The following is a 24,596-nucleotide window of genomic DNA, read 5'->3' on the forward strand; positions in this document are numbered from 1 at the left end:
TGGGGTATCCATCTGCGCCTGCCAAGTCACATTTGCATTATCCATGTTTCGCCGATGGGACGGGCGGCGGGCGGCATCTCTTGTTTTGTGGGGCGCAAGCGGCCATGTTCAAAGAAAGGTTACCTTCAGGAGGTGGGCGTTGACGGGTCAGACAATGGAACTGACGGGCAAGCTGCTGGTCGCGATGCCGGGCATGGGCGATCCACGTTTCGCCCATTCCGTGATCTATCTTTCCGCGCATTCAGAACAGGGCGCCATGGGGCTGATGGTCAATAAACCCGCCCCGGAACTGCGCCTCTCGGATGTGCTGGATCAATTGGTCGATGACACGCCGCCGCAGGCGAAATCTCTGGCGGTGCATTTCGGCGGCCCGGTCGAGACGGGGCGTGGCTTTGTGCTGCATTCCGATGAATACCGCTCTGCCCTTGAAACGCTGCGGGTCGGCGATGGCATTGCGCTGACCGCCACGCGCGACATCCTAGAAGACATCGCGACCGGCAAGGGGCCAGAGCGCGCGCAGTTGATGCTGGGCTATGCGGGCTGGGGGCCGGGGCAGCTGGAGGGCGAGATTGCGCAGAACGGCTGGCTGACCTGCGAAGCCTCGCCAGAGGTGATCTTTGACCTGCCGGATGCTGAGAAATGGGGCGCGGCGCTCAAAACGCTTGGCATCGACCCCTTGGGGCTCTCGGCCTCAGCCGGCCATGCCTAGCGCGGCGCGGCGGCGCGGGCCAGACGGTCGTTGATTGCGCGGCCCAACCCGTGATTGGGGATCGGTGCCACAGCGATTTGCTGACCGGTCGCGTCAAGCTGGTGCAGATGGTCGAAAAGGTTCGCCGCAGCCTCGGTTAAATCGCCAGCAGGTGAGAGGTTGAGATCACAGATCATCGTCCCAAAGCCAAGCAGCACTTCGCCCGGCCCGGCCGTTTCTGCATCCAACCGCACAGCCGCGCCGGGGGCGTAGTGGGAGGCCAACTGCCCCGGTGCGATGATCTCTGCCCCATCTACGATCTCGAGCGTTTGTCCGAGCGCCGCTTCAATCGCCTCACTCGGCAGGCCGCCTGCGCGGAGCAGGGCGGGGCGGGGACCGTTCAGACCGAGGATCGTGCTTTCCAAACCAACAGTGCAGGCGCCGTCATCCAGTACCGCCGCGATCTTACCGTCGAGGCCCGCCAGCACATGCGCAGCCGTGGTCGCGCTGATCTTGCCCGAGGGGTTGGCCGAGGGCGCGGCCACGGGACCATCGAGTGCCTGCAAGACCTGCCGCATGGTGGGGTGGGCTGGCACGCGCACCGCAAGGCTGGGCAATCCCGCCGTGACCAGTGACGACAGCCCGCTGTCGGGTTTGAGCGGTAAGACCAATGTCAGCGCGCCGGGCCAAAAGGCCTGCGCCAACCGGTCGGCCTCGTCCGTCCACTTAACGTATCGTTTGGCCGTCTCGATATCCGGCAAATGCACGATCAGCGGATTGAAGCTGGGCCGCCCCTTGGCGGCATAGATGCCCGCGACGGCTTCCCCATTGCGGGCATCCGCGCCAAGGCCATAGACCGTCTCGGTCGGCAGAGCGACCAGCGCACCGTCTTGCAGCAGCTTCGCCGCGCGGGCGATGCCTTGAGCCGTGGGGGGCAGCGTCTCGGTCATAGCAGGGCTAATCCTGTCTAATCCTGCAGCATCCCGTGACGCCGCGTTTGGGTTGCGGGGGGCGGCCGGGCATTTCATGCTGGCGGCAACATAAACCAGCCTTTATCAGGGCCATGTCAGGCTTGCCAGATCAAGCGCGCCTTTCAGGAGGATATGATATGCCGTACCGCGCCGCCGTGGATGACTACCGTTTTCTCATTGAGGACGTACTGGATTTCGCAACGCTCCGTGCCACCGACCGTTTTTCTGAAGCCAGTGAAGACGTCACCGGGGCGATCCTGTCCGAGGCGGGGCGGCTTTGCGATGATGTGCTGGCCCCGCTGCAACGCGGCGGTGATCTGCATCCCGCGAAGTTGGAGAACGGCATCGTGCGCACCTCTCCCGGTTTTGCCGAAGGCTTTGCCGCGATTGCCGAGGGCGGTTGGATCGGCATGTCGGCCGACCCTGAGTTCGGCGGCATGGGCCTGCCGATGACCCTGACCAGCGCAGTCAACGAGATGATGAGCGGCGCTTGCCTGTCTTTGCAGCTTGCGCCCCTGATGAGCCAAGGCCAGATCGAAGCGTTGGAGCATCACGCAAGCGACACGATCAAGACCCTCTACCTGCCCAAGCTGATCTCGGGCGAATGGACCGGCACGATGAACCTGACCGAGCCGCAGGCGGGCTCGGACGTGGGTGCGCTCAGCAGCCGGGCGGAAGACAATGGCGACGGCACCTTTGCGGTCTCGGGCCAGAAAATCTATATCTCTTGGGGCGATAATGATTTTGCGGGCAATGTCTGCCATCTGGTGTTGGCCCGCCTGCCGGGCGCACCTGCGGGCACCAAGGGGATCAGCCTGTTCCTCGTGCCGAAGTTCATTCCGGATGAGAATGGGGAGCCGGGTCAGCGCAATGGCGTGAGCGTGGTCAGCCTTGAGCATAAGATGGGCCTGCACGGCTCTCCCACCGCGGTGATGCAATATGACAATGCCACCGGCTGGATCATTGGCCGCGAGGGTGGCGGCATGGCGGCAATGTTCACCATGATGAACAACGCCCGGCTTGGCGTGGGGGAGCAGGGCATCGGCGCGGCCGAAGGGGCCTATCAACTGGCGCTGGACTACGCGCTGGAGCGCAAGCAGGGGCGGTCGCCTGTTGAGGGTGGCACCGGGACCATCGTGGATCACGCCGACGTGCGCCGGATGCTGCTGAGCATGAAAGCCGATATCTTTGCCTCTCGTGCCATCGCGCTGAGCTGTGCCTATGCCAGCGATATGGCGCGCGCCGGGCAGGGCGACGAATGGGCGGCGCGGGCAGCCTTCCTGACGCCAATCACCAAGGCTTTTGGGACCGACGTAGGCATGAGCGTTGCCGAGATGGGTGTGCAGGTGCACGGCGGCATGGGTTTTATCGAGGAAACCGGCGCCGCGCAGTTCAGCCGCGATGTGCGTGTCACGGCGATCTATGAGGGCACCAACGGCATTCAAGCGATGGACCTTGTGGGCCGCAAAATGATGGACGGCGGCGAGGCGGCGAACCGGCTGCTGGATGAGATCGAAGCCGATGCCGAGACTGCACGCGACCCGTTCCCGCGCATGGCCGATGCCGTCTGGCAAGCCAGCGAGACCCTGCGCGAAGCGACTGAATGGATGACCGCGCAAAAGGACATGAACGAACGCTTCGCCGGGGCCGTGCCTTACCTGCGCGCCTTTGCCCGTGTGCTGGGCGGGCATCTGCATTTGCAAGCCGCCATGGCCGAGAAAGCCGCAGGCGGCAGCGGTGCACGTGAAAAGCTGGCGCGATTTTACATCCAACGCCTCTTGCCCGAGCATCAGGGGCTGCTGGCCCATGCGCAGGCGGGGGCCGAAGACCTCTATGCGCTTGATGTCGAAGACCTGAGAAGCTGATGACAGAACAGGCCACCCTCTCCGCCACCACGCCGAAACCGCCCAAGGGGCTGCGCTATCCATGGGACGTGCCCCCCGCCGAGGGGGAGGCGATAGAAGTGGCGCCGGGGGGGCTTTGGTTCCGCCTGCCGCTGCCGATGAAGCTGGATCACGTCAACGTCTATGCGCTGGACGAAGGTGACAGCTGGACGGTGATCGACACCGGTTTCGCTTCGCGCCGGGCAAAGGACATCTGGCAGGGGCTGATGGCCGGACCGCTGGGCCGCAAACCGATCTCGCGCGTGGTCGTCACCCATCATCACCCCGATCACATCGGCCTTGCCGGTTGGTTGCAGACGGAGCATGGCGCGGAACTGGTCACCACACGGACCGCATGGCTCACCGCGCGGATGCTGACGCTGGACGTGCAAGAGGTGCCGGTCGCCGAATCCCTGTCGTTTTATCGTAAAGCGGGCATGGCGGCGGAACTCTACGACAAACGCGCCAACGAACGACCTTTCAATTTTTCCGACGTGGTGGCCCCGCTGCCGCTAGGCTTCACCCGGATCCGGCAGGATGACGTGATCCGTATGGGCGGGCGCGATTGGGATGTGCATATCGGCAATGGCCATGCGCCCGAACACGCCACCTTCTGGAGCCGGGATGACAATTTGGTGATCGCGGGGGATCAAATCCTGCCCTCCATCAGCCCCAACATCGGCGTCTACCCGACGGAGCCCATGGCCGACCCCATCGGCGAATGGCTTGAGGCTTGCGAGCGTTTCCTGCCCTTGGCCCGCGAGGATCATCTGGTACTTGGCGGGCACAAACTGCCCTTCACCGGCCTGCCGACGCGGCTCAAGCAGTTGATCGAGAACCACCACAGCGCCCTGCGCCGCCTGCTGGCCTATATCGACACGCCGAAATCGGCCTCGGAATGTTTCGCGCCGCTGTTCAAGCGCAGCATTGGCGAGGCGGAATATGGCCTCGCACTGGTTGAAGCCGTCGCCCATCTGAGCCACCTTTACCAAGCCGGAGAGGCCACGCGCGTGCTGCGTGAGGCAGACGGCGCATGGGTGTATCAGCGCAAGGGGTGAGCGATGGGCGATGAGGTGAAAACGGCGGCCGAAGCCTATGAGGAGGCCGCATTGCCGCGCATGCATGAGGTGCATACAGGCGCGGATCAGCCCAAGTCAGGCGACCAGCCGCTGCCCAAATCGGTAACTGACAAGCCGGTGAAACAGAAGTCGCCCGCGCAATGGGCCTATGAGCGGGTCGTGCTTTATCTCAAGAATTTTGAAGAAAAGCTCGACAACGACCATGAGGCGGCGATTGGCTTTGCCGGGGGCGACGCCGGGGTGCTGCGGATCGAAGGCATGGGGTATTTCGACCCCGACATCATCACTTTTTACGGCGTCGATCCGGCAGGGGCGCGGGCGCAATTGGTGCAGCATGTGGGGCAGTTAAACGTGATGTTGCGGGCCCTGCCAAAGAAAGTGCCCGATGCCGCACCGCAAAGGATCGGCTTTCGTTTGGTCGCCGATCTGGAAGAGACCTGACCTGCACGATTCTTTCGCGTGCGTGCAGGTGCAAGATTCCCCTATAACGCGCAGTTTCCCGTATTGCTAGTATGGTTTTCTGATTATCATCCCCCCGTGACAGGGTGTTACGAATAGGTTAATCAGCGCCAACAGATTGTCTTAGGGAGACGAAAATGGCTGAACACGAACACGGCAGCATGAATTACGAACCACAGCAAAAGACCTTTGACGGGTTCATGACCTTCGTGACGCGCAGCGCCGTTGTCATCCTGGCGATCCTGGTTCTGCTGGCGATCTTTGCCGGTTGATCACGCCCTATCCCTGCGTGAGAGGGTAACCCTTTGAAAACTTTCTTGACGGCGATTGCGCTGGTAGGCGTTCTGGCTGGCTGTTCGGTGGATCAAAGCCCCGATAGCCCGCCCGACGTCGTGGCGCGTGCGGCCTATCGCTCGCCCGAGCCGCCCTCCCTCACTTTGATGACCATGGTGAACAACCGCACCGGCAGCGGCGGCCATACTGCCCTGATGGTAAACGGCTCCCAGCGGGTGATCTTTGACCCCGCCGGATCGTTCCGGGACGCGCGGATGGCCGAGCGGGGCGATGTGCTCTATGGGGTGACGCCCGCGTGGCTGCAGGCCTATAAATCCGCCCATGCCCGCAGCACCTTTCACGTGGTCAGTCAGGAAATCCCGGTCAGCCCCGAAGTAGCCGAGCGGGCGCTTCAGTTGGTGACCTCCAACGGGGCGGTGCCCGGCGCCTTTTGCGCCAATGCCACCAGCGGTATTCTTAGCCAAATCCCCGGTTTTCAAAGCGTTGGGTCGACCTTCTATCCCGTCAAACTGCAAGAGCGGTTTGAGACCCTGCCGGGCGTGACCACGGCGAAATACTACGAAGACGATGAGGGCGACGTGATCGACGCCCTGCGTGCGGCGCAACTGGCCCGCCAGTAGCGCACGCGCTTACCCCACCAGATAGAGCATCCCATAAAGCGCCGCGGCCCCTGACAGGATCGCGGCGAGCACGTTCTTGCTCGCCAGTCCCACACCCAGCGTGACCACCGCCGCAGTCACACGCGGCAGGTCGAACTGCCCGTCCGTGCCCGAGGGCCAAATTACCTGCGGTGCCACCAGCGCAGGCAGAATCGCCACGGCGGTATAACGCAGATGCCGCAACAGCCACGCGGGCATCTGCTTGTTGCCGACCAATCCGGTAAAGACAAAGCGCAGGAAAAAGCTGCCCAGCCCGAGCCCAATAATCACGATCCAAAGTGAGGTTCTGTCGATCATCGTGCCGTGCTCCCGGGTTTGCGCCGTTCCATCCACGCCTCGACCTGCGCGCCGGTGATCATGCCAGCAAGCCCCGCGATGATCAGCCCAAGCGCATAGGGCACATCGACAGCGATAAGGCTCACAACCACCGCGACCAGTGCCGCCGCCACATGGGCCAGCGTGCGAAACATCGGTGCGATCATGGCCAGAAAGGTGATCGGAATGGCAAAGTCCAGCGCCCAACTGTCCGGCACGCTGGAGCCGACCATCGCGCCGATCAACGTGAAGATATACCAAAGCGGCACCACCGGCGTCACGGTCCCAAAGAAATAGGCCATCCGCTGCGGCACGGTCATCTCTGGCTCACGCTCATATTGGGTCATGGAAGCGACATAGGATTGATCCACCGTCATATATGCCGCCAGTGCCCGCTGCCAGATCGGGGCGCCGCCGATCCAAGGGGTCAGAGAGGCCGAATACATCGCCATGCGCAGGTTCACCGCCAGCGCCGAGGCCAGCACGATGGCCGTGGGTACGTCTTCTTGCAACAGTTGCAGCGCCGTGAATTGCGCGGCCCCGGCGATCACCACGATAGAGAATGTCAGCGTCTCGAATACGTTCAACCCGGCCTCTGTCGCCAATAGACCAAAGAGAGAGGCGAAGGGGATGATCACCAACACAAAGGGCAATGCGTCAACGATACCTTTGCGATAGGCGGATTTGGTGGTGGTGATGGCCATGACGAACTCTTAAATATAATGTCAAAGGCTTAGACCTAACCGGAAGGGGATACAATTGGCCCGCGACAATGAACTTAGCAATTATCTGATCGCCCCCGATCCCACTGCTGTTCGACTGACGCGGAATGTCTCTGGCGTGGATCACACCGGCGCAGAGGTGGCGATCAATGTGGTCGAAGAACGCCCCCTGACGATATTCCTCAACCGGCAAGAGATCGTAACCGCCATGACCATCGGCGACTATCCGGCCTATCTGGCGCTCGGCTTTCTGCGCAATCAGGGGATGTTGCGCCCGGACGAAGAGATCACCGCCGTCGACTATGACGAAGAGCTTGAGACCGTCGTCGTTCGCACGAAACGCGCCACTGATTACGAAGACAAGATGCAGCGCAAGACCCGGACCAGCGGCTGCGCCGTGGGCACCGTCTTTGGCGATATGATGGAGGGGCTGGCCGATGTACGTCTGCCCGACACGCCGGTGCGCACATCCGACCTCTATGCGCTGGCAGCCAAGATCAACCGCACGCCGAGCCTTTATTTGGAGGCCGGGGCGATCCACGGCACCGTGCTGTGCCAAGGCGACCGGCCACTCGTTTATATGGAGGATGTGGGCCGTCACAACGCGGTCGACAAAATCGCCGGATGGATGCTCTCCGAAGGGGTCGGGGCCGAGGATAAGGTGCTCTATACCACCGGGCGGCTGACATCTGAGATGGTGATCAAGACGGCGATGATGGGCATTCCGGTGCTAGCGTCCCGCTCGGGCTTCACCGCTTGGGGGGTGGAGATTGCGCAGCAGGTGAATCTTACGCTGATCGGGCGGATGCGCGGGCAGCGATTTACCTGTCTGGCGGGCGAGGGGCGGTTGATCCGCGACGCGGATCCGACCACCGTGGCCGAGGAGCCGCGCAAAAGCGGGCGCAAAGGCGCGAAGGAATAAAGCGATGAAACAACCACTTGGCGTCATTCTGGCGGGCGGGCAGGCGACCCGTATGGGCGGCGGTGATAAGGGCTTGCTGCCGCTGGGGCAGGGCACGCTGCTATCCTCGGTGATCGACCGGCTGGAGCCGCAGGTCGCGGGACTTGCGCTCAATGCCAATGGCGATGCGGCGCGCTTTGCGGATCTGGGCCTGCCGGTGCTGGCCGATAGCATCGAGGGTTTCGCCGGGCCGCTTGCGGGCGTGCTGGCCGGGCTCGACTGGGCCGCCGAACAGGGGGCAGATACGATTGTGACCGCCGCTGCCGATACGCCTTTCTTCCCCTGTGATCTGGTTCCCCGTCTGCTACTCGCCGCTGATGATATGGCCCATCCGCTCGCCTTGGCCGCGACGCCGGATGCCAAACGCGGCACGGCGCGGCATCCGACCTTTGGCCTCTGGCCCGTGGCGTTGCGGGACGATCTGCGCAGCGCCTTGGCGGGCGGGCTGCGCAAGGTGGTGCTCTGGACCGAACAGCACGACGGGCGCGAGGCGCTGTTCCCCGATGAGGCCGCTTTCTTCAACGTGAACACGCCCGAGGATTTGGCGAAAGCAGAGGCGATGGCATGAGGGTTTACGGTGTCGTCGGTTGGAAGAACGCGGGCAAGACCGGATTGATGGAGCGGTTGGTGGCCGAGATCACCGGGCGCGGCTTCACCGTCTCGACCGTCAAACATGCGCATCACACCTTCGACGTGGACCACCCCGGCAAGGACAGCCACCGCCACCGCATCGCGGGCGCGCGGGAGGTGCTCTTGGCCTCCGGCGCGCGCTTTGCCTTAATGCATGAGTTGCGCGGGGCCGAAGAGCCGCCGCTGGAGGCGCATCTGGCGCGGCTTTCGCCTGTCGATCTGGTGCTGATCGAAGGCTACAAACGCGACGGACATCCCAAGGTCGAAGCCCATCGGGCCGAGACCGGAAACGCGCTGATCGCGCCGGATGACCCGACGGTGCGGGCGGTGGCCAGCGACGTGGCGCTTGAGATGGACCGACCTGTTTTTGATCTGAACGACACCCGTGCGATTGCCGATTTCATCCTGCGCGAAGTGGGGCTGATCGCCGCCCCAACGGCACCTGCCACCACCGCACCCCCGCCCCTGCGCAACGATTGCTTTGCCCTCCCACCCGGCGTGCATTGGACCCCGGTGGATGATGCGCTGGCGCTGTTGAAAGAGCGCCTCCACCCTGTGACGGGGGCGGAAACCTTTCCCGCCGCCGATGCCGGGGGGCGTATCGTGGCCGAAGATGTCACAGCCATCCGCGCCAACCCGCCGCTGCCGAACACGGCGGTCGATGGCTACGGTTTTGCCGGTGGGCGCGGCGAAGGGTTGCATGAGCTTCCGCTGGTGCCGGGCCGTGCAGCGGCGGGGGATCGCCCCGGCGCAGTGCCTGCGGGCCAAGCGATCCGCGTGCTGACCGGCGCGGCGCTGCCTGAGGGCGTAGATACCGTGATCCTGCAAGAAGACGTGACCGCCGAGGGCGGCATGTTGCGGTTTCACGGGCCGGTGAAACAGGGGGCGAACACCCGCAAAGCCGGAGAGGATGTACAAGCCGGCGATGTGATCCTCGCCGCAGGCACGCGCGTTGGTCCGGCGGAACTGGCATTGATGGCGGCAGCAGGTGTGGCAGAGGTGCGCCTACGCAAGCGATTGAAGGTCGGCGTGATCTCCACCGGCGACGAATTGGTCGAGATGGGCGAGACGGCCCGCGACGGTCAGATTTACGACGCCAATCGTCCGATGCTGCTGCAACTCGCGGCGGACTTTGGGCACGAGGCGGTCGATCTGGGTCGCGTGGCCGACGACCGTGCCACCCTGCGCAATCGGCTCGACGCGTCGGCGGGGCAGGTGGATGTGATCCTGACCAGCGGCGGCGCCTCGGCGGGGGACGAAGACCACGTCTCGGCCCTGTTGACCGAGGCGGGAGCGATGCAGCTTTGGCGGATCGCGGTGAAGCCGGGGCGGCCTTTGGCGCTTGGCCTGTGGCAAGGCGTGCCGGTTTTCGGGCTGCCAGGCAATCCGGTGGCGGCGATGGTCTGTTCGTTGATTTTCGCGCGGCCCGCCATGGCGCTGCTTGCCGGGGGCGGCTGGCAGGAACCGCAGGGCTTTGATGTGCCTGCCGCCTTTGAGAAACGCAAAAAGGCCGGGCGGCGCGAATACCTGCGCGCCCGGATGCGCGATGGCCGGGCCGAGGTTTTCGCCTCCGAAGGATCGGGGCGTATCAGCGGGCTAAGCTGGGCCGAAGGGCTGGTCGAGTTGGACGAGACCGCGCGCGACATCAAGCCGGGCGACACTGTACGCTTTATTCCCTACGGCAGTTTTACCAGCTAAGGCCGCGTGTCAGTCGAAGGTGCCCGCACAACGGCCCAGCAGCATGAAGGCGCGGGCGGTGCGGGTGTCAGCCAGCGATGAGATTTCCTCATCCGTTGCCTGTTTCTCGAACTCGGCAAAGGTCCGGTCAAACCGGCGCAGGAAGTGATGCGCGGCATCGCGAAAGATCGGGTCTTGCCGCATACGCGCATTGGCCAGTGCCAGTGAAGAGCGGTCGCGGATGCCGCCCAAAGGCGCGATCGTGCGGCCCCGCGCACCGCTGGCGAATTGCCGCCAGACCTCGGGGCGCGCGCGATCGGGGCGCAGGTCGTCCATATAGATGCCGTCTTGGCTGAGCAGTGTCAGCACGTCCTGCGCGGCCTGCACCAGTTGCGAGGCGGAGCGGTCTTTCAACGCCCGGCGCAGCGCGTCGAACCCGGCTTGGTCTTCCGCCGTTTCGGGGAAGTTAAGCGCGCGGGTGAAATCCTCGGCAGAGAGCGGCTGTGTCTTGTCGCCCACCTGCGTGCCAAGCGCCAGCGTCGGCTGGTCTTCGGCGGCGGGCGGTGTGGGCGCGGGGGCTGGGGTGACGGGGCGCGCAGTCTCGTCGCGGCCCTGAAGCCCGGCCAAAGCGATCTCGGTCTTGCGGGCGCTGGCGGCGAGTTCATCAAGCTTGCGCGCGATGTTGCTGTCGCCCGCAGGTTTGTTGCCCTGCTGTTGCGAAATATAGGAATACCGGATGGCGTCAATCGCGGCCTGTAGGCGTTGGATTTCCTCACGCATGACCCGCCCGGCACGGGCGGCGGTGGCCCCGACCCAGATCATCGCGACCGGCAAGATCACCACCAACAGGATCAGCAGCCCGCGCAGCCCCCCGTCATTGGCCCCTTCCGGCACCTCTGCGGCGATGAAGGTGAAATAGACCGCCGTGCCAAGTAGCCAAAGCGCCGAGAGCGCTCCCGCGATGATCTCAATCTCGGTGATGCTATTGGTTCTGGGACGGTCATAAACGCCTAATGGCGCGGGCCGTGCGGCGCCATTCCCACCGCGCGGGGCGCGGGGGGCTTGATCTTGGGGTGTCGAAGCGTCGGGCTCTGCCATGTCAGCCTTCCCGGTCAAGCGTAAACGATCTTGAGAACCTCATAGGATTTTTGCCCCCCGGGGGTGCGCACCTCGACGGAATCACCTTCGTCCTTGCCGATCAGCGCGCGGGCGATGGGCGACTTGATGTTCAGCAAGCCCTTTTCGATATTGGCCTCATATTCACCAACGATCTGATAGGTTTTCTCTTCGTCGGTGTCCTCATCCACCAGCGTCACCGTGGCCCCGAATTTGATCGACCCCGACAGTTTCTTGGGGTCAATCACATCCGCGAGCGAGATCACGCCCTCAAGCTCTTTGATGCGGCCTTCGATGAAAGACTGCTTTTCCTTGGCGGAATGATACTCGGCATTTTCCGACAGGTCACCATGTTCGCGCGCTTCGGCGATGGCCTTGATGATGGCGGGCCGTTCAACCGACTTGAGCTGCTTGAGTTCGACTTCGAGCGCGGTGTGACCGTCGCGGGTCATCGGGATCTTTTCCATGGCGGTGTGCCTACATAATGAGGGCCGCACCCGGGTTTTCGCCGGGGGGCGGCCAATTGCGTGTTAACTTGGCAGATACCTGACCCAAACTGCCCGCCAATTGCAAGAGCCTAACGGCCTCTGGGTCGGCGGTTGACTGCCGTCAATCGTATTGCACGACCTCATATTCGATCCCGTCCGCATCGTGGAAATAAAACCGCCGTCCGGGCTCATAGTCGGCATGGTTTCCGGTGGTGAAGCCCTGCGCCAGCACGGCTTTTTCGGTGGCCTCGAGGTCATCCACCACGACCGCGATGTGGTTGAGCGCACCGATAGTTTCGTAGCTGGTGTTCATGAGAGTGCCCGCCTTGCCGGGATTGTAGAGCGCGACGTAATGCGCCTGAGTGCCGACATGTTTGGTATGGCCCCCGGCCATGGCGTCGCCCTCCCATCTCAGGTGCCAGCCAAAGACTTCGCGCATCCAATTGGCGGTGGCGGCGGGGTCAGAGACGGTGAAATTGGCATGTTCAAGTTGCGCGGGCATGGCGTTTATCCTTTTGTGATCGCTTGTGCCATCTGAGCGTAATTGTTAAACCTAACTTTAGGTCAAGGGATTTATGAGGGCGAAATGGCGGTGAATGAGGGGCTGTCGATCGGGGCTTTGGCCAAGCGCACCGGGCTCGCCGTTTCGGCCATTCGCTACTATGAGGCGCAGGGGTTGATCGCGCCGTGGCGCAACGCCGGTGGGCAGCGGCGGTTTGACCGGGCCGATCTGCGGCGGCTGAGTTTCGTCATGATCGCCCAGCAATTCGGTTTCACCCTGCCACAGATCAAGGCTGAGTTGGACCGCTTGCCGGGCGGGCGCACGCCCACCAAGGCCGATTGGACCCGCATTTCCGAAGGCTTTCGCGCCGCCCTCGACGCGCGCATCGCCACCTTAAACAAGCTGCGTGACAATCTTGACGGCTGCATCGGCTGCGGCTGTCTGAGCTTAGAGGCCTGCGCGCTTTACAATCCTATCGACCAAGCAGGTGAAAAAGGCCCCGGACCGCGCTATCTGATGGGGGACGAACCGGCGGCCTGACAGGTCGCGCGTCATGTTATGTCGCTGAGGCCATGTTTTGCGCAATAAACGCAGGGTCGTGATTGCATTGCGCGTGGCTCTGGTTTAGCCAAATCCAAACCGAATTTGCCGTGAGGGAGCACCACGATGGCCGAGATTGAACGCGAAGCGATGGAATATGACGTTGTGATCGTCGGCGCCGGGCCTGCTGGCCTGTCGGCTGCGATCCGGCTCAAGCAGTTGGACGCCGATTGCAATGTCGTGGTGCTGGAGAAGGGCTCGGAAGTGGGCGCGCATATCCTCTCGGGCGCGGTGCTTGATCCCTGCGGGCTGGATGCCTTGATCCCCGACTGGAAAGAAAAAGGCGCGCCGATCAACGTGCCGGTGAAAGAAGACAACTTTTACCTCCTGGGCGAGGCGGGCAAGCTGCGCATCCCCGAATTTCCCATGCCCCCGCTGATGAAAAACCACGGCAACTACATTGTCTCCATGGGCAATGTCTGCCGCTGGATGGCCGAACAGGCCGAGGAACTGGGCGTCGAAGTCTTCCCCGGCATGGCCTGCTCTGAACTTGTGTTCGGCGAAAATGGCGAGGTCAAAGGCGTTGTCGCCGGTGAGATGGGCCGCCAGGCCGACGGCACCCCCGGCCCCAGCTATGAGCCGGGCATGGAGTTGCACGGCAAATATGTCTTCCTCTCCGAAGGCGTGCGCGGCAGCCTGAGCAAACAGGTGATCGCGAAATACGGGCTGGACGAGGGCAAAGAGCCGCAGAAATACGGTCTCGGCATGAAAGAAATCTGGGAGATCGACCCCGCCAAGCACAAAGAAGGCACCGTCACCCACACGATGGGCTGGCCGCTGAACAGCAACGCGGGCGGCGGGTCTTTCATCTATCACCTTGAGAGCAATCAGGTTTACGTCGGATTCGTCGTTCACCTTGGCTACAAAAACCCGCATGTCTTCCCTTACATGGAATTCCAGCGTTTCAAGCATCACCCGATGGTGGCCGAGTTGCTCGAGGGGGGTAAACGTGTCGCCTACGGCGCGCGGGCAATCACCGAAGGCGGCTATCAGTCGATGCCCAAGATGGTGGCCCCCGGCGTGGCGATGCTGGGCTGCTCGGTCGGCATGGTCAACGTGCCGCGCATCAAGGGCAACCACAACGCCATGCTCTCGGGCAAGGCAGCGGCTGAGGCCGCCTATGCCGCGATCCAAGCAGGGCGGGGCGGTGATGAGCTGACCGAATATGAGACGGATGTGCGCGAAGGTCCGATTGCCGAAGACCTCAAGAAAGTGCGCAACGTCAAACCGCTGTGGTCGAAATACGGGCTCACCGCTTCGCTGGCGCTTGGTGGCTTTGACATGTGGACCAACACGCTCGGCTTCTCGCTTTTGGGCACGCTGAGCCATGGCAAATCAGACGCCGAAGCGACTGAGCCTGCGGATAAGCACAAGAAGATCGACTACCCCAAGCCCGATGGCAAACTCAGCTTTGACCGTCTGACCAACGTGGCCTTCTCGTTCACCAATCACGAGGAAAGCCAGCCTGCGCACCTCAAGCTGAAAGACCCGAGCATTCCGGTCGAGGTGAACCTGCCGAAATACGCCGGCCCCTCGGCCCGCTATTGTCCGGCGGGGGTCTATGAGTTCGTCGAGGATGAGAAAACCGGCGAGACGCGGTTCCAGATCAACTTCCAGAACTGCGTCCATTGCAAGACCTGCGACATCAAAGACCCGACGCAGAATATCGTCTGGACCACCCCGCAGGGCGGCGACGGGCCAAACTATCCAAACATGTAAACGGGTCGCCAACAGGCACAATCAAAGGACCGGCATGCGAGGGCGTGTCGGTCCTTTCTTTGTCTGAATCGGCGAAATCCTGTCGGCTGCATGCCTCATCGCGGCCCCGCCATTGCGTCCGGGCACAGAGATGATAGCCTGAGCGCAAAGCGATATGAGGCGGTTTGCATGTTTCGGAATGTCCTAGGTTTCACCAGCGTTGCGGCGCTTTGCATCGGCCTTTCTGCGCCACTGATGGCGCAGTCGATCGCGGGCCCCTATCTGGCCGGGCGGCATGCCGCCGTGAACAGCGATTACCCCGAGGCCGCGCGCTACTACACCGAGGCGCTGGCCCGTGATCCCAAGAACATCGAACTGATGGAAAGCGCGGTGCTGTCCTATCTCTCGCTTGGGCGGGTGGATAAGGCGCTGCCGCTGGCGCGCAACATGATCACCCTCGGCACCAAGAGCCAAGTGGCCGAGATGACCCTCGTGGCCGCCATGGCGAAAGAGGGTGATTACAAGGCCCTGCTAGAGCGGGACACATCTTCCATCGGCCCTTGGGTCGGCGGGTTGGTGCAGGCTTGGGCGCATATGGGCGCAGGCGATGTCACCGCCGCAATGGCCGCATTTGACGGGTTGAGCGAAGAGGCCGGGATGCAGGGCTTTGTGATGTATCACAAGGCCCTCGCGCTAGCGAGTGTGGGTGACTTCGAAGGGGCTGAGGCGATCTTTGACAGTGGCGCGGCGGGTGCTGCGGGCCAGACCCGGCGCGGGGTCATGGCCCATGCCGAGATCCTTGGCCAACTGGGGCGCAGCGACGATGCACTGGCCGTGCTCTCGGACGGCTTTGGCGCAGATACCGATCCCGAAATCGCGCGGTTGATCGGGGCCCTGCAGCAAGAGGCCCCGGCCCCCTTCAGCCATATGCCCGACGCCCAAGCGGGCATGGCCGAGGTGTTTTTCACCTTCGCCGCCGTCCTGCGCAATGAGGCGGCGGGGGACTATTATGTGCTGCTCTACTCGCGCATCGCGCGCTATCTGCGCCCCGATCATGTCGATGCGCTTTTGCTGACGGCCAGCCTTTTGGAGAACCTCGGCGAGCATGATCTGGCGATTGCCGAGTACAAATCCCTGCCTGCCGACAGCCCCGCCTATCACGCTGCGGAATTGGGCCGCGCCGATGCGCTGCGGCGCTCGGGCAAGACGGCGCAGGCCATCGAAGTGCTGGAGCAACTCGCCCGCAGTCATGGGGAACTGGCGGTGGTGCATTCCACGCTGGGCGACATGCTGCGCGCCGAGGAAGACTATGAGGCGGCCATCGCGTCCTACGACGAGGCGCTCGCGTTGACGCCTGAAACCGCCCGCGCCCGCTGGGTGCTGTTCTACGCCCGTGCCATCGCCAAAGAACGCAGCGGTGATTGGGAGGGGTCAGAATCCGATTTCCGCGCCGCACTTGAACTGAACCCAGAGCAGCCGCAGGTGTTGAACTACCTCGGCTACTCGCTGGTTGAACAGCAGCGCAACTTGGACGAGGCGTTGGACATGATCGAACGCGCCGTCGCGGCCAGCCCCGACAGTGGCTATATCGTCGATTCGCTGGGGTGGGTGTTCTACCGTCTGGACCGCTACGAAGAGGCGGTCGAGCAGATGGAGCGCGCGGTGGAACTGGAGCCGGTGGACCCTGTGGTGAACGACCACCTCGGCGATGTCTACTGGGCCGTGGGCCGCCAGCGGGAGGCCGAGTTCCAGTGGCGTCGGGCGCTGTCTTTCGTGGACCTGACGGATGCGGATTCCGAGGCTGACCCCGAGCGGATGCGCCGCAAGCTGGAAGTCGGGCTCGATGCCGTGCTGTCCGAAGAGGGTGCGGCCCCGCTGAAGGTTGCTGCAGACGAATGAACCTTTCGAACGAAGGGGCACCCGCTGGTCCCGGCGCTGCGGCGTCGCGGATGGCTTGGGCCAAGGTGAACCTGACCCTGCATTGCACCGGCCAGCGCGCTGACGGCTATCACCTGCTGGATTCGCTGGTGGTGCGGGCGGGCGTGGGCGATGCGCTGCATGTGGCGGCTGCCGACGCCCTGACCCTCAGCGTGAGCGGCCCGCGGGCCGAAGGGGTGCCGACCGATGCCCGCAACCTTGTCCTGCGCGCGGCAGAAATGCTGGATGCGGGCGCGGGCCGTTGTGCCGCGTTGCATCTGGAGAAACACCTGCCCGCGGCGGCAGGGATCGGCGGCGGCTCTGCCGATGCGGCGGCGGCCTTGGACCTGCTTGCCGCGCATTGGGGCGTCCCATTGCCCGCAGACACGGCGCGGCTCGGGGCGGATGTGCCGGTCTGCCTGACGCGCGGCCCGCAGCGGATGCAGGGGGTGGGGGAGATCCTCACGCCGCTTTCGCCGTTGCCGCCCTGCCATATGGTGCTGGTGAATCCCAGCGTCGATGTGCCCACGCCTGCCGTTTTCGCAGCCCTGACCGATAAGAACCAACCGCCGATGCCGGAGGTGATCCCGACCTTCACGGGCTTTACTGAATTCATCGATTTTCTGGGCGAACAGCGCAATGACCTCGCCGCGCCCGCCATCGCGCGGGAGCCGATCATCGGGGCCTGTCTGGAGGCGCTGAGCGATGCGGCGCTGGCGCGGATGTCCGGCTCGGGCGCGACCTGTTTCGGTCTCTACGCCACCGCGTCGCAGGCCGAGGACGCGGCCCACCGCATCAGCAGTGCCGCGCCCCAGTGGTGGGTCGCCGCCGCGCCGATCTTGGCCGCTTAGCTGATCCGGCTGACGACGTAGTTGGCCAGATCGATCAACATGTCTTTCAACTCATGGTCGGGCAGGGGGGCAAGGGCCGATTGGGCCTTTTCTGCCCAGTCCCGCGCATCGCGCTGTGTTGCCGTCAGCGTATCGTGTTTGCCCAAAAGCATCAGCGCATGGTCGAGATCGCCCTCTTCCTGTTTGCCCTTTTCAATGGTGCGTACCCAAAACGCGCGCTCGGTCTCATCGGCTTTGGCAACGGCTTTGATCACTGGCAGGGTCAGTTTGCGCTCGCGGAAATCGTCGCCGACGTTTTTGCCCGTCGCCCCTGTATCGCCTTGATAGTCCAATAGATCGTCAACGATCTGGAAGGCGATGCCAAGCGCGTCCCCATAGTCGTAAAGCGCTTTGACCTGACCCTCTGGCGCGTCGGCAATTACGCCGCCCACTTCGGTCGCAGCCGAGAACAGCGCCGCCGTCTTGCCGCGCACGACTTGCAGGTAAACCTGTTCATCCGTGGCAAGGTTCTGCGCTGCGGTCAGTTGCAACACCTCGCCCTCTGCAATCGTCGCAGCAGCATTGGACAGGATGCGCATCACAGGCATCGAGCCCGGTTCGGTCATCAACTGAAAGCTGCGCGCGAAAAGGTAATCGCCGACCAGCACCGACGACTGGTTGTCCCACAAAAGGTTCGCCGTAGGCCGCCCTCGCCGTTGAGCGCTTTCGTCCACCACATCGTCATGCAGCAGCGTCGCGGTGTGAATGAACTCCACCGTAGCGGCCAGATGGACGTGGTAGGGGCCGCCGTAGCCGCACATCCGCGCCGCGGCCAGTGTCAGCATCGGGCGCAGGCGCTTGCCGCCAGCCTCGACCAGATGGGCGGTGACTTCGGGTATGCGGGGCGCGTGTTTTGACGCCATCCGCTCACGGATCAGGGCGCTGACTGCCGCCATATCATCGCTCAGATAGGCCGCCATGCGGTCGTGCGGTTTGGCCGTTGCATCACTTTTCATCATCATTTCCCGCGTCCCGCTCGACATGCCGGTGATCCGGCTCTACATCTTTGATATGAAGGAACTTTTGCGCAGCACCGACATGACCATCATCGCCTTTGCCACCGCCCTTCTCAGGGGGGAGGATATAGACTGCTTTGAAATGGACGTAAACATGAGCGTGCTCGAAGGCGGCATCGGGATTTTCCCGCGCCGCTTGATGGTGCACCCCGATGACCATGACGCCGCTGTGCGGGTAATGCGCGATAATGAGATTCCGCTGGGGCTGTGACCCGTTTTGCCGAAGATGACCTGACCTGTGACGCCTTTCTGGGCGGCAAGTTGCACCTCTGGCAGCCGCGCCGGGGGCGGGGCTACCGCGCCGGGGTGGACCCTGTTTTGCTGGCCGCGAGCATTGAGGCCACGGCGGGGCAAAGCGTGCTGGAATTGGGCTGCGGGGTCGGTGCGGCGGTGCTTTGTCTGGGCGCGCGGGTGCCGGGACTGACGCTGACGGGGTGTGAACTGCAACCTGCCTACGCCGAACTCGCGCGGCGCAATGGCGGCGCGGCGCTTGAGGTGGTCGAGGCCGATCTGACCGACATGCCCCTGCATCTGCGCCAGCGACAATTTGACCACGTTCTGGCCAATCCGCCCTATTTCGACCGCGCCGCCTCGGTTCAGTCCCGCGATCCGGGACGAGAGACCGCTTTGGGCGAAGCCACGCCGCTGCGGCAATGGGTCCGCACCGCGGCGCGGCGGCTCAAACCCAAAGGGCAGGCACATTTTATCCACCGCGCAGAACGGCTGCCCGAGATTCTGGCCGCCCTTCCACATGAGATGGGATCGGTCGAAGTGCTGCCTCTGGCCTCGCGCGCGGGGCGAATGCCGGAGTTGATTCTCTTGCGTGCCCGCAAGAATGGCCGCGGTGCTTTTCGGCTCTATCACAGCTACGCTATGCACCTTGGCGCGCGGCATGAATCGGATGGCAACAGCTATGTGCCGGAAATTGAAGCGGTCCTGCGTCGCGGGGCGCCACTGACTTATCCTACTTCTTAAGCGTTTTTTTACCAACTTCACCCCTATGCTGCGGTGCTGCGTGACTTGTGGGTCGCGCTGTGGTCCACTGAAATTCCACACACCAATCATGGAGGATTGTATGGCTTTGAACGCACATCTGGACACCCTGAAGCGGAAGCATCAGGCGATGAGTGAGGCGGTGGAAACCGCGCAACGCGCCCCCGGTATGGACGATTTACAAGTGGCTTCCATGAAAAAGGAAAAACTGCGCCTGAAGGAGGAGATTAGCCGCCTGTCGAGCTGACTCTCACCCGTGAATTGAGATTTTCATTCGAGGGCTGTCGTTTCGCTGGGGCGGGGCGGCAGCCTTTGCGTAGGGCAGGCGGATGCCAGAAGCGATACTGAGCGTGACGGGTGAACGGCCCCTCCCGCCGCAATGAAAAAGGCCAGCCCGTCGAGGGGCTGGCCTTTTCGATTCCATGCTGGCGTCGATCAAACGACGAATTGCGCGCCATTGGCTGAGATGGTCGAACCATTGATGAAGCCCGCGTCGTCAGAGACGAGGAAGGCCACCGCGCGGGCGATTTCCTCAGGCTCCCCCAGACGCCCCGCGGGGATCTGCGCGATGATGCTTTCGCGGACCTTCTCGGGCACGGCCATGACCATATCAGTCGCGATATAGCCGGGGCAAATCGCATTGGCGGTGATGCCTGCGCGCGCGCCCTCTTGGGCCAATGACTTCACAATGCCCAGATCGCCCGCCTTGGTCGCGGCATAGTTCACTTGGGCGAACTGACCTTTCTGGCCGTTGATCGAAGAGATCACGACGACACGGCCGAATTTCCGCTCACGCATGCCGGGCCAGACTGGATGGATCGTGTTGAACACCCCGGTGAGGTTGGTGGCGATGACCTCATTCCACTGATCGGGGGTCATCTTGTGGAAAGGCGCATCGCGGGTGATGCCTGCGTTGGCGACAACCACCTCGATGGGGCCAAGATCGGCCTCGACCTGTTCGATCCCGGCTTTGGAGGCGTCGTAATCTGCCACGTTCCATTTATAAGTCTTGATGCCGGTCTCTTCGGTGAATTTCGCGGCGGCCTCGTCATTGCCGGCATAGGTGGCGGCGACGGTATAGCCTTTGTCTTTCAGCGTGGTCGAAATGGCCGCGCCAATCCCGCGACTTCCCCCGGTGACCAAAGCGATGCGTGACATATAATCCCTCCCTCAAGGTAATGTTCTTGCAATTGCATGTTTTGGCGCGCAACAAAATTGCGCGCCAACTGTAGTTTTAGGGGCGCTCAAGACACATGGCAACACCCATACCGCCGCCGATACACAGCGTCGCCAAACCTTTTTTGGCCCCGCGGCGCTGCATTTCGAACAGCAGAGTGTTGAGCACGCGCGCACCGGAAGCGCCGATCGGGTGGCCAATCGCGATTGCACCGCCGTTGACGTTCACGATTTCCGGATCCCAGCCCATTTCCTTGTTCACGGCGCAGGCCTGCGCGGCGAAGGCTTCGTTGGCTTCCACAAGGTCGAGGTCTTCTGGTTTCCAGCCGGCTTTCTCCAACGCCTTGCGCGAAGCATAGACGGGGCCGACGCCCATGATCGACGGGTCGAGACCTGCCGTGGCATAGGAGGCGATGCGCGCCAACGGGGTGATGCCGCGCTTTTCGGCGTCATCCGCGCTCATTAGCAGGGCACCGGCTGCACCGTCGTTCAGGCCCGAAGCGTTGGCCGCAGTGACCGAGCCGTCTTTGGTAAAGGCAGGGCGCAGCTTTTGCATGGCTTCCATCGTGGCCCCATGGCGGATGTATTCGTCTTGATCAACGACAGTCTCGCCTTTGCGGGTTTTGATCGTGTAGGCGACGATCTCATCCGCGAATTTGCCAGCTTTCTGCGCGGCCTCGGCCTTGTTTTGCGAAGCGACGGCGAATTCATCCTGCTGGTCGCGGGAAATCTGCCATTTTTCGGCGACGTTTTCGGCGGTTTGGCCCATGTGGTAGCCGTTGAAGGCATCCCACAGACCGTCGCGGATCATCGTGTCGATGAACTGCAGATCGCCCATCTTCTGACCCGCACGCAGGTTCTGCGCGTGGGGGCTGAGGGTCATATTCTCCTGACCGCCAGCGGCGACGATGTTCGCATCCCCCAGTTGGATGTGCTGGGCCGCCAATGCCACGGCGCGCAGGCCCGAGCCACAGACTTGGTTGATGCCCCAAGCGGCGCTTTCTTTCGGCAGGCCCGCATTGATATGCGCCTGACGCGCGGGGTTCTGGCCTTGAGCGGCGGTCAGCACCTGCCCCAAAATGGTCTCAGAGACTTCGGACGGGTCGACCCCGGCGCGGGCCACCAGTTCTTTTAGAACGGCGGCACCCAGATCATGGGCGGGTGTATTGGCAAACGCCCCGCCGAAACTGCCCACGGCGGTACGGGCGGCGGATGCGATGACGACATTGGTCATGATGTGACTTTCCTCTACCTTGTTGGGCGGGGGCACACCGACACGCGCCATCGTCGGGCGTGGGCGCTCCCGTCCCTCTAAGGTAGTGATAGCGGATGCGCTGCAATGCGGCAACTGAGCAGGCAGCGGCACGCTGCCGACATGGCGTTACCCTCTTTACCCGGTCAGCCTGTGGCGCGCATGCGGTCGAACCCAAGCCAGGCGGGCCGGGTCGTGGGGGCGGCAAAATGGTAGCCCTGCAAACAGTCGACACCCATCTCGACCAGGACCGCTGCGTCAGCCGCGTTCTCCACGCATTCGGCCACGGTGAGCATGTCGAAATGTGTGGCGATCGACATCAGCGCGGCGGTCAGGGCGCGGTTGTCGGGGTTTGTCGCGATGCCCCGAATGAACTGTCCGTCAAGTTTCAGGATGTCGAAGTAGAAATCCTTGAAATAGCGGATCGCGGTTTGCCCCGCGCCGAAATCATCCATGGCAAAGCAAATGCCATAGGGCTGCAATTGATCCATAAAGTTCGCCACCAGTTCCGGCACCATCATGGCCGAGCTTTCGGTAATCTCTAGAATCAGCCGTTCGCCCAAGGTCGCGTCGCGGGCCAGCCAGTGGCGCAAGACGCGGGTCCATTCCTGATACCCGATGGAACGGGCCGACATATTGATCGACAGCCGCAATCCGGGGTGGTGGTGCAGCGCGTTCAGGCCAAGGCGCAGGGCCAGAACATCCACCTGCCGACCCGTTTCTGTATCTTCAATGACCGGCATGAAATCCTTGGCCGGAATCACGCGGCCAGTGGGGTCAAGCAGGCGGATCAACCCCTCGTGAAAGGCGATGGACGTCGGATCGCTGGCCCGCATGACCGGCTGGAAGGCCAGCAGGGTCTGACGGTGCGCCACGGCGTCGCGCACCATTTCTAGGGTCGCGGCATCGCGTTGCGTTATCGCATGGTTAAGCGGGCTGTCCCCTCCGGGGGGGATATCGGCGATAGGGCGTTGGAATCGACGGGGCACGGCGGTACTCTTCTTTCTGTCCTGCCGTGGGTATGGGCGCAAAGGTGATAACACGGTCTTAATCAGCGGTGATTTCCGCGGTGGATCACGCGGGAGGGTTAAGATGCAGCGCTGTGACTGGGCCGGGGATGACCCGATTTACCAAGCTTATCATGACACCGAATGGGGTGTGCCCGAATATGACAGCCGTGCGTTGTGGGAAAAGCTCATCCTCGACGGATTTCAGGCCGGGCTAAGCTGGATCACGATCCTTAAAAAACGCGACAACTTTCGCGCCGCTTTCGCCGGGTTTGATCCGCATCAGATTGCCGAGTGGGGCGAGGCGGATGTCACGCGCCTGCTGGGCGATCCGGGCATCATCCGCCATCGGGGCAAGATTGAGGCCGCGATTACCAATGCCCGTGCTTGGCAGGAGCTGGAGGCACGCGAGGGCTTTGACAGCTTCATGTGGCGCTATGTGGATGGGGTGCCGTTACAGCCCGGCTTTGCCACACAGGCTGAGGTGCCGCCGAAAACTGCGCTGTCAGAACAGGTGAGCAAAGACCTGAAGAAAGCCGGTTTTAAATTTTGCGGACCGACGATCACCTATGCGTGGATGGAGGCCTGCGGGCTGGTGAACGATCATATTCTGACCTGCCACCGACACGGCCCCTGTGCGGCGATGGCGCGTTAAGGCAGGGCGTATCGTCTTCGCTGAAATCCCCCGTTGACTCCCGGCCAAGGCACCGTATAAGCGCCCCTTCATTGGTGTTGGTGGACCCCGCAAGGGGAAGCCTGTCGGGCTTCGGCCAAAGGACAACGCCCTTTACCGCCCCTCGGGGCCTTATAAAGGAGAACAGCCGTGACCAAACGCACAGCTGCCAAGCACAAACTAGACCGCCGCATGGGCGAAAACATCTGGGGTCGTCCGAAGTCCCCGGTGAACCGTCGTGAATACGGCCCCGGCCAGCACGGTCAGCGCCGTAAGGGCAAGATTTCCGATTTCGGTATCCAGCTGCGCGCCAAGCAGAAGCTCAAGGGCTACTACGGCGACCTGACCGAAAAGCAGTTCCGTCGCATCTACGGCGAAGCCGAGCGTGTTAAAGGCGATACAGGTGAAAACCTGATCGGTCTGCTGGAGCGTCGTCTGGACGCCGTTGTGTACCGCGCCAAGTTCGTCGCGACCGTTTTCGCTGCGCGCCAGTTCGTGAACCACGGCCACGTTCGTGTGAACGGCAAAAAAGTGAACATCCCCTCCTACCGCGTGAAAGAGGGTGACGTCATCGAAGTGCGTGACCGTTCCAAGCAGTTGGCTTCCGTTCTGGAAGCGGTTCAGCTGCCCGAGCGTGACGTGCCTGACTACCTTGAGACAGATCACTCCAAGCTGACAGCAACCTTCGTGCGCACACCCGGCCTGTCCGACGTGCCATACCCGGTTGTGATGGAGCCGAACCTCGTCGTGGAATTCTACGCGAAGAACTAAGTTTCTTCGCCAGTCGACAATCGAAAGGCCGTGTGGTGCAAACCGCGCGGCCTTTTTCTTTGCGCGGGGCTGGGCCGGGACGCAGCGATGCAACAGGCTGTCCGGCGGACGCGCGGATGCAGAATGATTCTGGCATCACCGCTGTCGCCCCGATAGAAG

At 62.7% G+C, this 24,596-nt stretch carries 28 protein-coding genes; 18 read left to right on the forward strand and 10 right to left on the reverse strand.

What is annotated here, in order from left to right:
- Positions 1–154: 154 nt before the first annotated feature.
- On the forward strand, positions 155–709 hold the full coding sequence (locus T8A63_RS03125; protein ID WP_067628926.1) for a YqgE/AlgH family protein: 555 nt from the start codon (positions 155–157) through the stop codon (positions 707–709).
- Here T8A63_RS03125 and T8A63_RS03130 read toward each other — a convergent pair.
- The gene (locus T8A63_RS03130) at positions 706–1,638 is read right to left on the reverse strand and encodes an L-threonylcarbamoyladenylate synthase (RefSeq protein WP_322344957.1); all 933 of its coding nucleotides are present in this window, start codon (positions 1,636–1,638) and stop codon (positions 706–708) included. The two genes, T8A63_RS03125 and T8A63_RS03130, sit on opposite strands and share 4 nt — an antisense overlap.
- A gap of 158 nt (positions 1,639–1,796) precedes the next feature.
- Here T8A63_RS03130 and T8A63_RS03135 point away from each other — a divergent pair, with 158 nt between their 5' ends.
- From T8A63_RS03135 to T8A63_RS03155, 5 genes are all read left to right on the forward strand, one after another.
- Positions 1,797–3,524 carry an acyl-CoA dehydrogenase gene (locus T8A63_RS03135; RefSeq protein ID WP_322344958.1) on the forward strand — a complete coding sequence of 576 codons (1,728 nt, stop codon included), beginning with the start codon at positions 1,797–1,799 and terminating at the stop codon, positions 3,522–3,524.
- Complete coding sequence (locus tag T8A63_RS03140; protein WP_322344959.1) at positions 3,524–4,600, forward strand: MBL fold metallo-hydrolase; 1,077 nt, start codon at positions 3,524–3,526, stop codon at positions 4,598–4,600. The genes T8A63_RS03135 and T8A63_RS03140 overlap by 1 nt, the downstream gene beginning before the upstream one ends.
- A gap of 3 nt (positions 4,601–4,603) precedes the next feature.
- On the forward strand, positions 4,604–5,062 hold the full coding sequence (locus T8A63_RS03145; RefSeq protein WP_067625065.1) for a DUF6173 family protein: 459 nt from the start codon (positions 4,604–4,606) through the stop codon (positions 5,060–5,062).
- A gap of 155 nt (positions 5,063–5,217) precedes the next feature.
- Entirely contained in the window at positions 5,218–5,352 is a 135-nt protein-coding gene (locus T8A63_RS03150) for an aa3-type cytochrome c oxidase subunit IV (protein WP_067625061.1), read from the forward strand.
- Positions 5,353–5,385: 33 nt separating this feature from the next.
- Complete coding sequence (locus T8A63_RS03155) at positions 5,386–5,994, forward strand: hypothetical protein (RefSeq protein ID WP_067940613.1); 609 nt, start codon at positions 5,386–5,388, stop codon at positions 5,992–5,994.
- 9 nt (positions 5,995–6,003) lie between these two features.
- On the opposite strand, the gene T8A63_RS03160 is transcribed toward T8A63_RS03155, so the two are convergent.
- Positions 6,004–6,330 (reverse strand): AzlD domain-containing protein, encoded by a 327-nt coding sequence (locus T8A63_RS03160; protein WP_067940611.1) that lies wholly within the window; start codon positions 6,328–6,330, stop codon positions 6,004–6,006.
- Entirely contained in the window at positions 6,327–7,052 is a 726-nt protein-coding gene (locus T8A63_RS03165; RefSeq protein WP_067940609.1) for an AzlC family ABC transporter permease, read from the reverse strand. Before T8A63_RS03165 ends, T8A63_RS03160 begins: the two co-directional genes overlap by 4 nt.
- Positions 7,053–7,107: 55 nt before the next feature.
- Here T8A63_RS03165 and T8A63_RS03170 point away from each other — a divergent pair, with 55 nt between their 5' ends.
- From T8A63_RS03170 to T8A63_RS03180, 3 genes are read left to right on the forward strand one after another with little or no spacing between them, the layout of a single operon-like run.
- A complete protein-coding gene (locus tag T8A63_RS03170; RefSeq protein ID WP_416153230.1) occupies positions 7,108–7,992 on the forward strand; it encodes a formate dehydrogenase accessory sulfurtransferase FdhD in 885 nt (294 codons plus the stop codon).
- 4 nt (positions 7,993–7,996) lie between these two features.
- Positions 7,997–8,599, forward strand: coding sequence for a molybdenum cofactor guanylyltransferase MobA (gene mobA, locus T8A63_RS03175; RefSeq protein WP_271693039.1), 603 nt, complete (start codon positions 7,997–7,999; stop codon positions 8,597–8,599).
- A complete protein-coding gene (locus T8A63_RS03180; protein WP_322344960.1) occupies positions 8,596–10,359 on the forward strand; it encodes a bifunctional molybdopterin-guanine dinucleotide biosynthesis adaptor protein MobB/molybdopterin molybdotransferase MoeA in 1,764 nt (587 codons plus the stop codon). The genes mobA and T8A63_RS03180 overlap by 4 nt, the downstream gene beginning before the upstream one ends.
- 9 nt (positions 10,360–10,368) lie before the next feature.
- Here T8A63_RS03180 and T8A63_RS03185 read toward each other — a convergent pair whose 3' ends face one another.
- From T8A63_RS03185 to T8A63_RS03195, 3 genes are all read right to left on the reverse strand, one after another.
- Positions 10,369–11,436, reverse strand: coding sequence for a hypothetical protein (locus tag T8A63_RS03185; RefSeq protein ID WP_322344961.1), 1,068 nt, complete (start codon positions 11,434–11,436; stop codon positions 10,369–10,371).
- 14 nt (positions 11,437–11,450) lie between these two features.
- Positions 11,451–11,921 carry a transcription elongation factor GreA gene (greA, locus tag T8A63_RS03190; protein ID WP_067624274.1) on the reverse strand — a complete coding sequence of 157 codons (471 nt, stop codon included), beginning with the start codon at positions 11,919–11,921 and terminating at the stop codon, positions 11,451–11,453.
- A 142-nt stretch (positions 11,922–12,063) separates the two neighbouring features.
- Positions 12,064–12,444 carry a VOC family protein gene (locus T8A63_RS03195; protein ID WP_322344962.1) on the reverse strand — a complete coding sequence of 127 codons (381 nt, stop codon included), beginning with the start codon at positions 12,442–12,444 and terminating at the stop codon, positions 12,064–12,066.
- Positions 12,445–12,528: 84 nt separating this feature from the next.
- Between T8A63_RS03195 and soxR the strand changes: the two genes are divergently transcribed.
- The 4 genes from soxR (at position 12,529) to T8A63_RS03215 (ending at position 17,510) form a co-directional block, all read left to right on the forward strand.
- The gene (gene soxR / locus T8A63_RS03200; protein ID WP_322344963.1) at positions 12,529–12,984 is read left to right on the forward strand and encodes a redox-sensitive transcriptional activator SoxR; all 456 of its coding nucleotides are present in this window, start codon (positions 12,529–12,531) and stop codon (positions 12,982–12,984) included.
- A 126-nt stretch (positions 12,985–13,110) separates the two neighbouring features.
- The gene (locus T8A63_RS03205; RefSeq protein WP_322344964.1) at positions 13,111–14,763 is read left to right on the forward strand and encodes an electron transfer flavoprotein-ubiquinone oxidoreductase; all 1,653 of its coding nucleotides are present in this window, start codon (positions 13,111–13,113) and stop codon (positions 14,761–14,763) included.
- A 168-nt stretch (positions 14,764–14,931) separates the two neighbouring features.
- Positions 14,932–16,641, forward strand: a complete 1,710-nt coding sequence (locus tag T8A63_RS03210; RefSeq protein ID WP_322344965.1) for a tetratricopeptide repeat protein — start codon at positions 14,932–14,934, stop codon at positions 16,639–16,641.
- Positions 16,638–17,510 carry a 4-(cytidine 5'-diphospho)-2-C-methyl-D-erythritol kinase gene (locus T8A63_RS03215; protein ID WP_300054889.1) on the forward strand — a complete coding sequence of 291 codons (873 nt, stop codon included), beginning with the start codon at positions 16,638–16,640 and terminating at the stop codon, positions 17,508–17,510. The genes T8A63_RS03210 and T8A63_RS03215 overlap by 4 nt, the downstream gene beginning before the upstream one ends.
- Here T8A63_RS03215 and T8A63_RS03220 read toward each other — a convergent pair.
- On the reverse strand, positions 17,507–18,505 hold the full coding sequence (locus tag T8A63_RS03220) for a polyprenyl synthetase family protein (RefSeq protein WP_067629597.1): 999 nt from the start codon (positions 18,503–18,505) through the stop codon (positions 17,507–17,509). The two genes, T8A63_RS03215 and T8A63_RS03220, sit on opposite strands and share 4 nt — an antisense overlap.
- 55 nt (positions 18,506–18,560) lie before the next feature.
- On the opposite strand from T8A63_RS03220, the gene T8A63_RS03225 reads away from it, so the two are divergent.
- From T8A63_RS03225 to T8A63_RS03235, 3 genes are all read left to right on the forward strand, one after another.
- Complete coding sequence (locus T8A63_RS03225) at positions 18,561–18,776, forward strand: DUF2007 domain-containing protein (protein WP_067629600.1); 216 nt, start codon at positions 18,561–18,563, stop codon at positions 18,774–18,776.
- Complete coding sequence (locus tag T8A63_RS03230; protein WP_067629532.1) at positions 18,773–19,540, forward strand: tRNA1(Val) (adenine(37)-N6)-methyltransferase; 768 nt, start codon at positions 18,773–18,775, stop codon at positions 19,538–19,540. The genes T8A63_RS03225 and T8A63_RS03230 overlap by 4 nt, the downstream gene beginning before the upstream one ends.
- Before the next feature lie 100 nt (positions 19,541–19,640).
- Entirely contained in the window at positions 19,641–19,805 is a 165-nt protein-coding gene (locus T8A63_RS03235) for a YdcH family protein (protein ID WP_082849498.1), read from the forward strand.
- Positions 19,806–19,993: 188 nt separating this feature from the next.
- On the opposite strand, the gene phbB is transcribed toward T8A63_RS03235, so the two are convergent.
- The 3 genes from phbB to T8A63_RS03250 all read right to left on the reverse strand — a co-directional run bounded on the left by phbB (position 19,994) and on the right by T8A63_RS03250 (position 22,975).
- Entirely contained in the window at positions 19,994–20,716 is a 723-nt protein-coding gene (gene phbB / locus T8A63_RS03240) for an acetoacetyl-CoA reductase (protein WP_067942768.1), read from the reverse strand.
- 76 nt (positions 20,717–20,792) lie between these two features.
- A complete protein-coding gene (locus T8A63_RS03245) occupies positions 20,793–21,968 on the reverse strand; it encodes an acetyl-CoA C-acetyltransferase (RefSeq protein ID WP_067629601.1) in 1,176 nt (391 codons plus the stop codon).
- A gap of 164 nt (positions 21,969–22,132) precedes the next feature.
- On the reverse strand, positions 22,133–22,975 hold the full coding sequence (locus tag T8A63_RS03250; RefSeq protein ID WP_067629534.1) for an EAL domain-containing protein: 843 nt from the start codon (positions 22,973–22,975) through the stop codon (positions 22,133–22,135).
- A 103-nt stretch (positions 22,976–23,078) separates the two neighbouring features.
- Here T8A63_RS03250 and T8A63_RS03255 point away from each other — a divergent pair, with 103 nt between their 5' ends.
- Positions 23,079–23,648, forward strand: coding sequence for a DNA-3-methyladenine glycosylase I (locus T8A63_RS03255; protein WP_300054903.1), 570 nt, complete (start codon positions 23,079–23,081; stop codon positions 23,646–23,648).
- A 168-nt stretch (positions 23,649–23,816) separates the two neighbouring features.
- The gene (gene rpsD, locus T8A63_RS03260; protein WP_007118979.1) at positions 23,817–24,437 is read left to right on the forward strand and encodes a 30S ribosomal protein S4; all 621 of its coding nucleotides are present in this window, start codon (positions 23,817–23,819) and stop codon (positions 24,435–24,437) included.
- Positions 24,438–24,596: the final 159 nt, after the last annotated feature.

This window comes from Sulfitobacter sp. OXR-159 (assembly GCF_034377145.1).
In the GTDB taxonomy this organism is placed as follows: domain Bacteria; phylum Pseudomonadota; class Alphaproteobacteria; order Rhodobacterales; family Rhodobacteraceae; genus Sulfitobacter.

Excerpts from the sequence above, each read along its gene's own strand:
- T8A63_RS03125 (WP_067628926.1), top strand. The coding sequence starts at position 155 with ATGGAACTGACGGGCAAGCTGCTGGTCGCGATGCCGGGCATGGGCGAT.
- T8A63_RS03130 (WP_322344957.1), bottom strand. The coding sequence starts at position 1,638 with ATGACCGAGACGCTGCCCCCCACGGCTCAAGGCATCGCCCGCGCGGCG.
- T8A63_RS03135 (WP_322344958.1), top strand. The coding sequence starts at position 1,797 with ATGCCGTACCGCGCCGCCGTGGATGACTACCGTTTTCTCATTGAGGAC.
- T8A63_RS03140 (WP_322344959.1), top strand. The coding sequence starts at position 3,524 with ATGACAGAACAGGCCACCCTCTCCGCCACCACGCCGAAACCGCCCAAG.
- T8A63_RS03145 (WP_067625065.1), top strand. The coding sequence starts at position 4,604 with ATGGGCGATGAGGTGAAAACGGCGGCCGAAGCCTATGAGGAGGCCGCA.
- T8A63_RS03150 (WP_067625061.1), top strand. The coding sequence starts at position 5,218 with ATGGCTGAACACGAACACGGCAGCATGAATTACGAACCACAGCAAAAG.
- T8A63_RS03160 (WP_067940611.1), bottom strand. The coding sequence starts at position 6,330 with ATGATCGACAGAACCTCACTTTGGATCGTGATTATTGGGCTCGGGCTG.
- T8A63_RS03165 (WP_067940609.1), bottom strand. The coding sequence starts at position 7,052 with ATGGCCATCACCACCACCAAATCCGCCTATCGCAAAGGTATCGTTGAC.
- mobA (WP_271693039.1), top strand. The coding sequence starts at position 7,997 with ATGAAACAACCACTTGGCGTCATTCTGGCGGGCGGGCAGGCGACCCGT.
- T8A63_RS03180 (WP_322344960.1), top strand. The coding sequence starts at position 8,596 with ATGAGGGTTTACGGTGTCGTCGGTTGGAAGAACGCGGGCAAGACCGGA.
- T8A63_RS03185 (WP_322344961.1), bottom strand. The coding sequence starts at position 11,436 with ATGGCAGAGCCCGACGCTTCGACACCCCAAGATCAAGCCCCCCGCGCC.
- greA (WP_067624274.1), bottom strand. The coding sequence starts at position 11,921 with ATGGAAAAGATCCCGATGACCCGCGACGGTCACACCGCGCTCGAAGTC.
- T8A63_RS03195 (WP_322344962.1), bottom strand. The coding sequence starts at position 12,444 with ATGCCCGCGCAACTTGAACATGCCAATTTCACCGTCTCTGACCCCGCC.
- soxR (WP_322344963.1), top strand. The coding sequence starts at position 12,529 with ATGGCGGTGAATGAGGGGCTGTCGATCGGGGCTTTGGCCAAGCGCACC.
- T8A63_RS03205 (WP_322344964.1), top strand. The coding sequence starts at position 13,111 with ATGGCCGAGATTGAACGCGAAGCGATGGAATATGACGTTGTGATCGTC.
- T8A63_RS03210 (WP_322344965.1), top strand. The coding sequence starts at position 14,932 with ATGTTTCGGAATGTCCTAGGTTTCACCAGCGTTGCGGCGCTTTGCATC.
- T8A63_RS03215 (WP_300054889.1), top strand. The coding sequence starts at position 16,638 with ATGAACCTTTCGAACGAAGGGGCACCCGCTGGTCCCGGCGCTGCGGCG.
- T8A63_RS03220 (WP_067629597.1), bottom strand. The coding sequence starts at position 18,505 with ATGAAAAGTGATGCAACGGCCAAACCGCACGACCGCATGGCGGCCTAT.
- T8A63_RS03225 (WP_067629600.1), top strand. The coding sequence starts at position 18,561 with ATGAAGGAACTTTTGCGCAGCACCGACATGACCATCATCGCCTTTGCC.
- T8A63_RS03235 (WP_082849498.1), top strand. The coding sequence starts at position 19,641 with ATGGCTTTGAACGCACATCTGGACACCCTGAAGCGGAAGCATCAGGCG.
- phbB (WP_067942768.1), bottom strand. The coding sequence starts at position 20,716 with ATGTCACGCATCGCTTTGGTCACCGGGGGAAGTCGCGGGATTGGCGCG.
- T8A63_RS03245 (WP_067629601.1), bottom strand. The coding sequence starts at position 21,968 with ATGACCAATGTCGTCATCGCATCCGCCGCCCGTACCGCCGTGGGCAGT.
- T8A63_RS03255 (WP_300054903.1), top strand. The coding sequence starts at position 23,079 with ATGCAGCGCTGTGACTGGGCCGGGGATGACCCGATTTACCAAGCTTAT.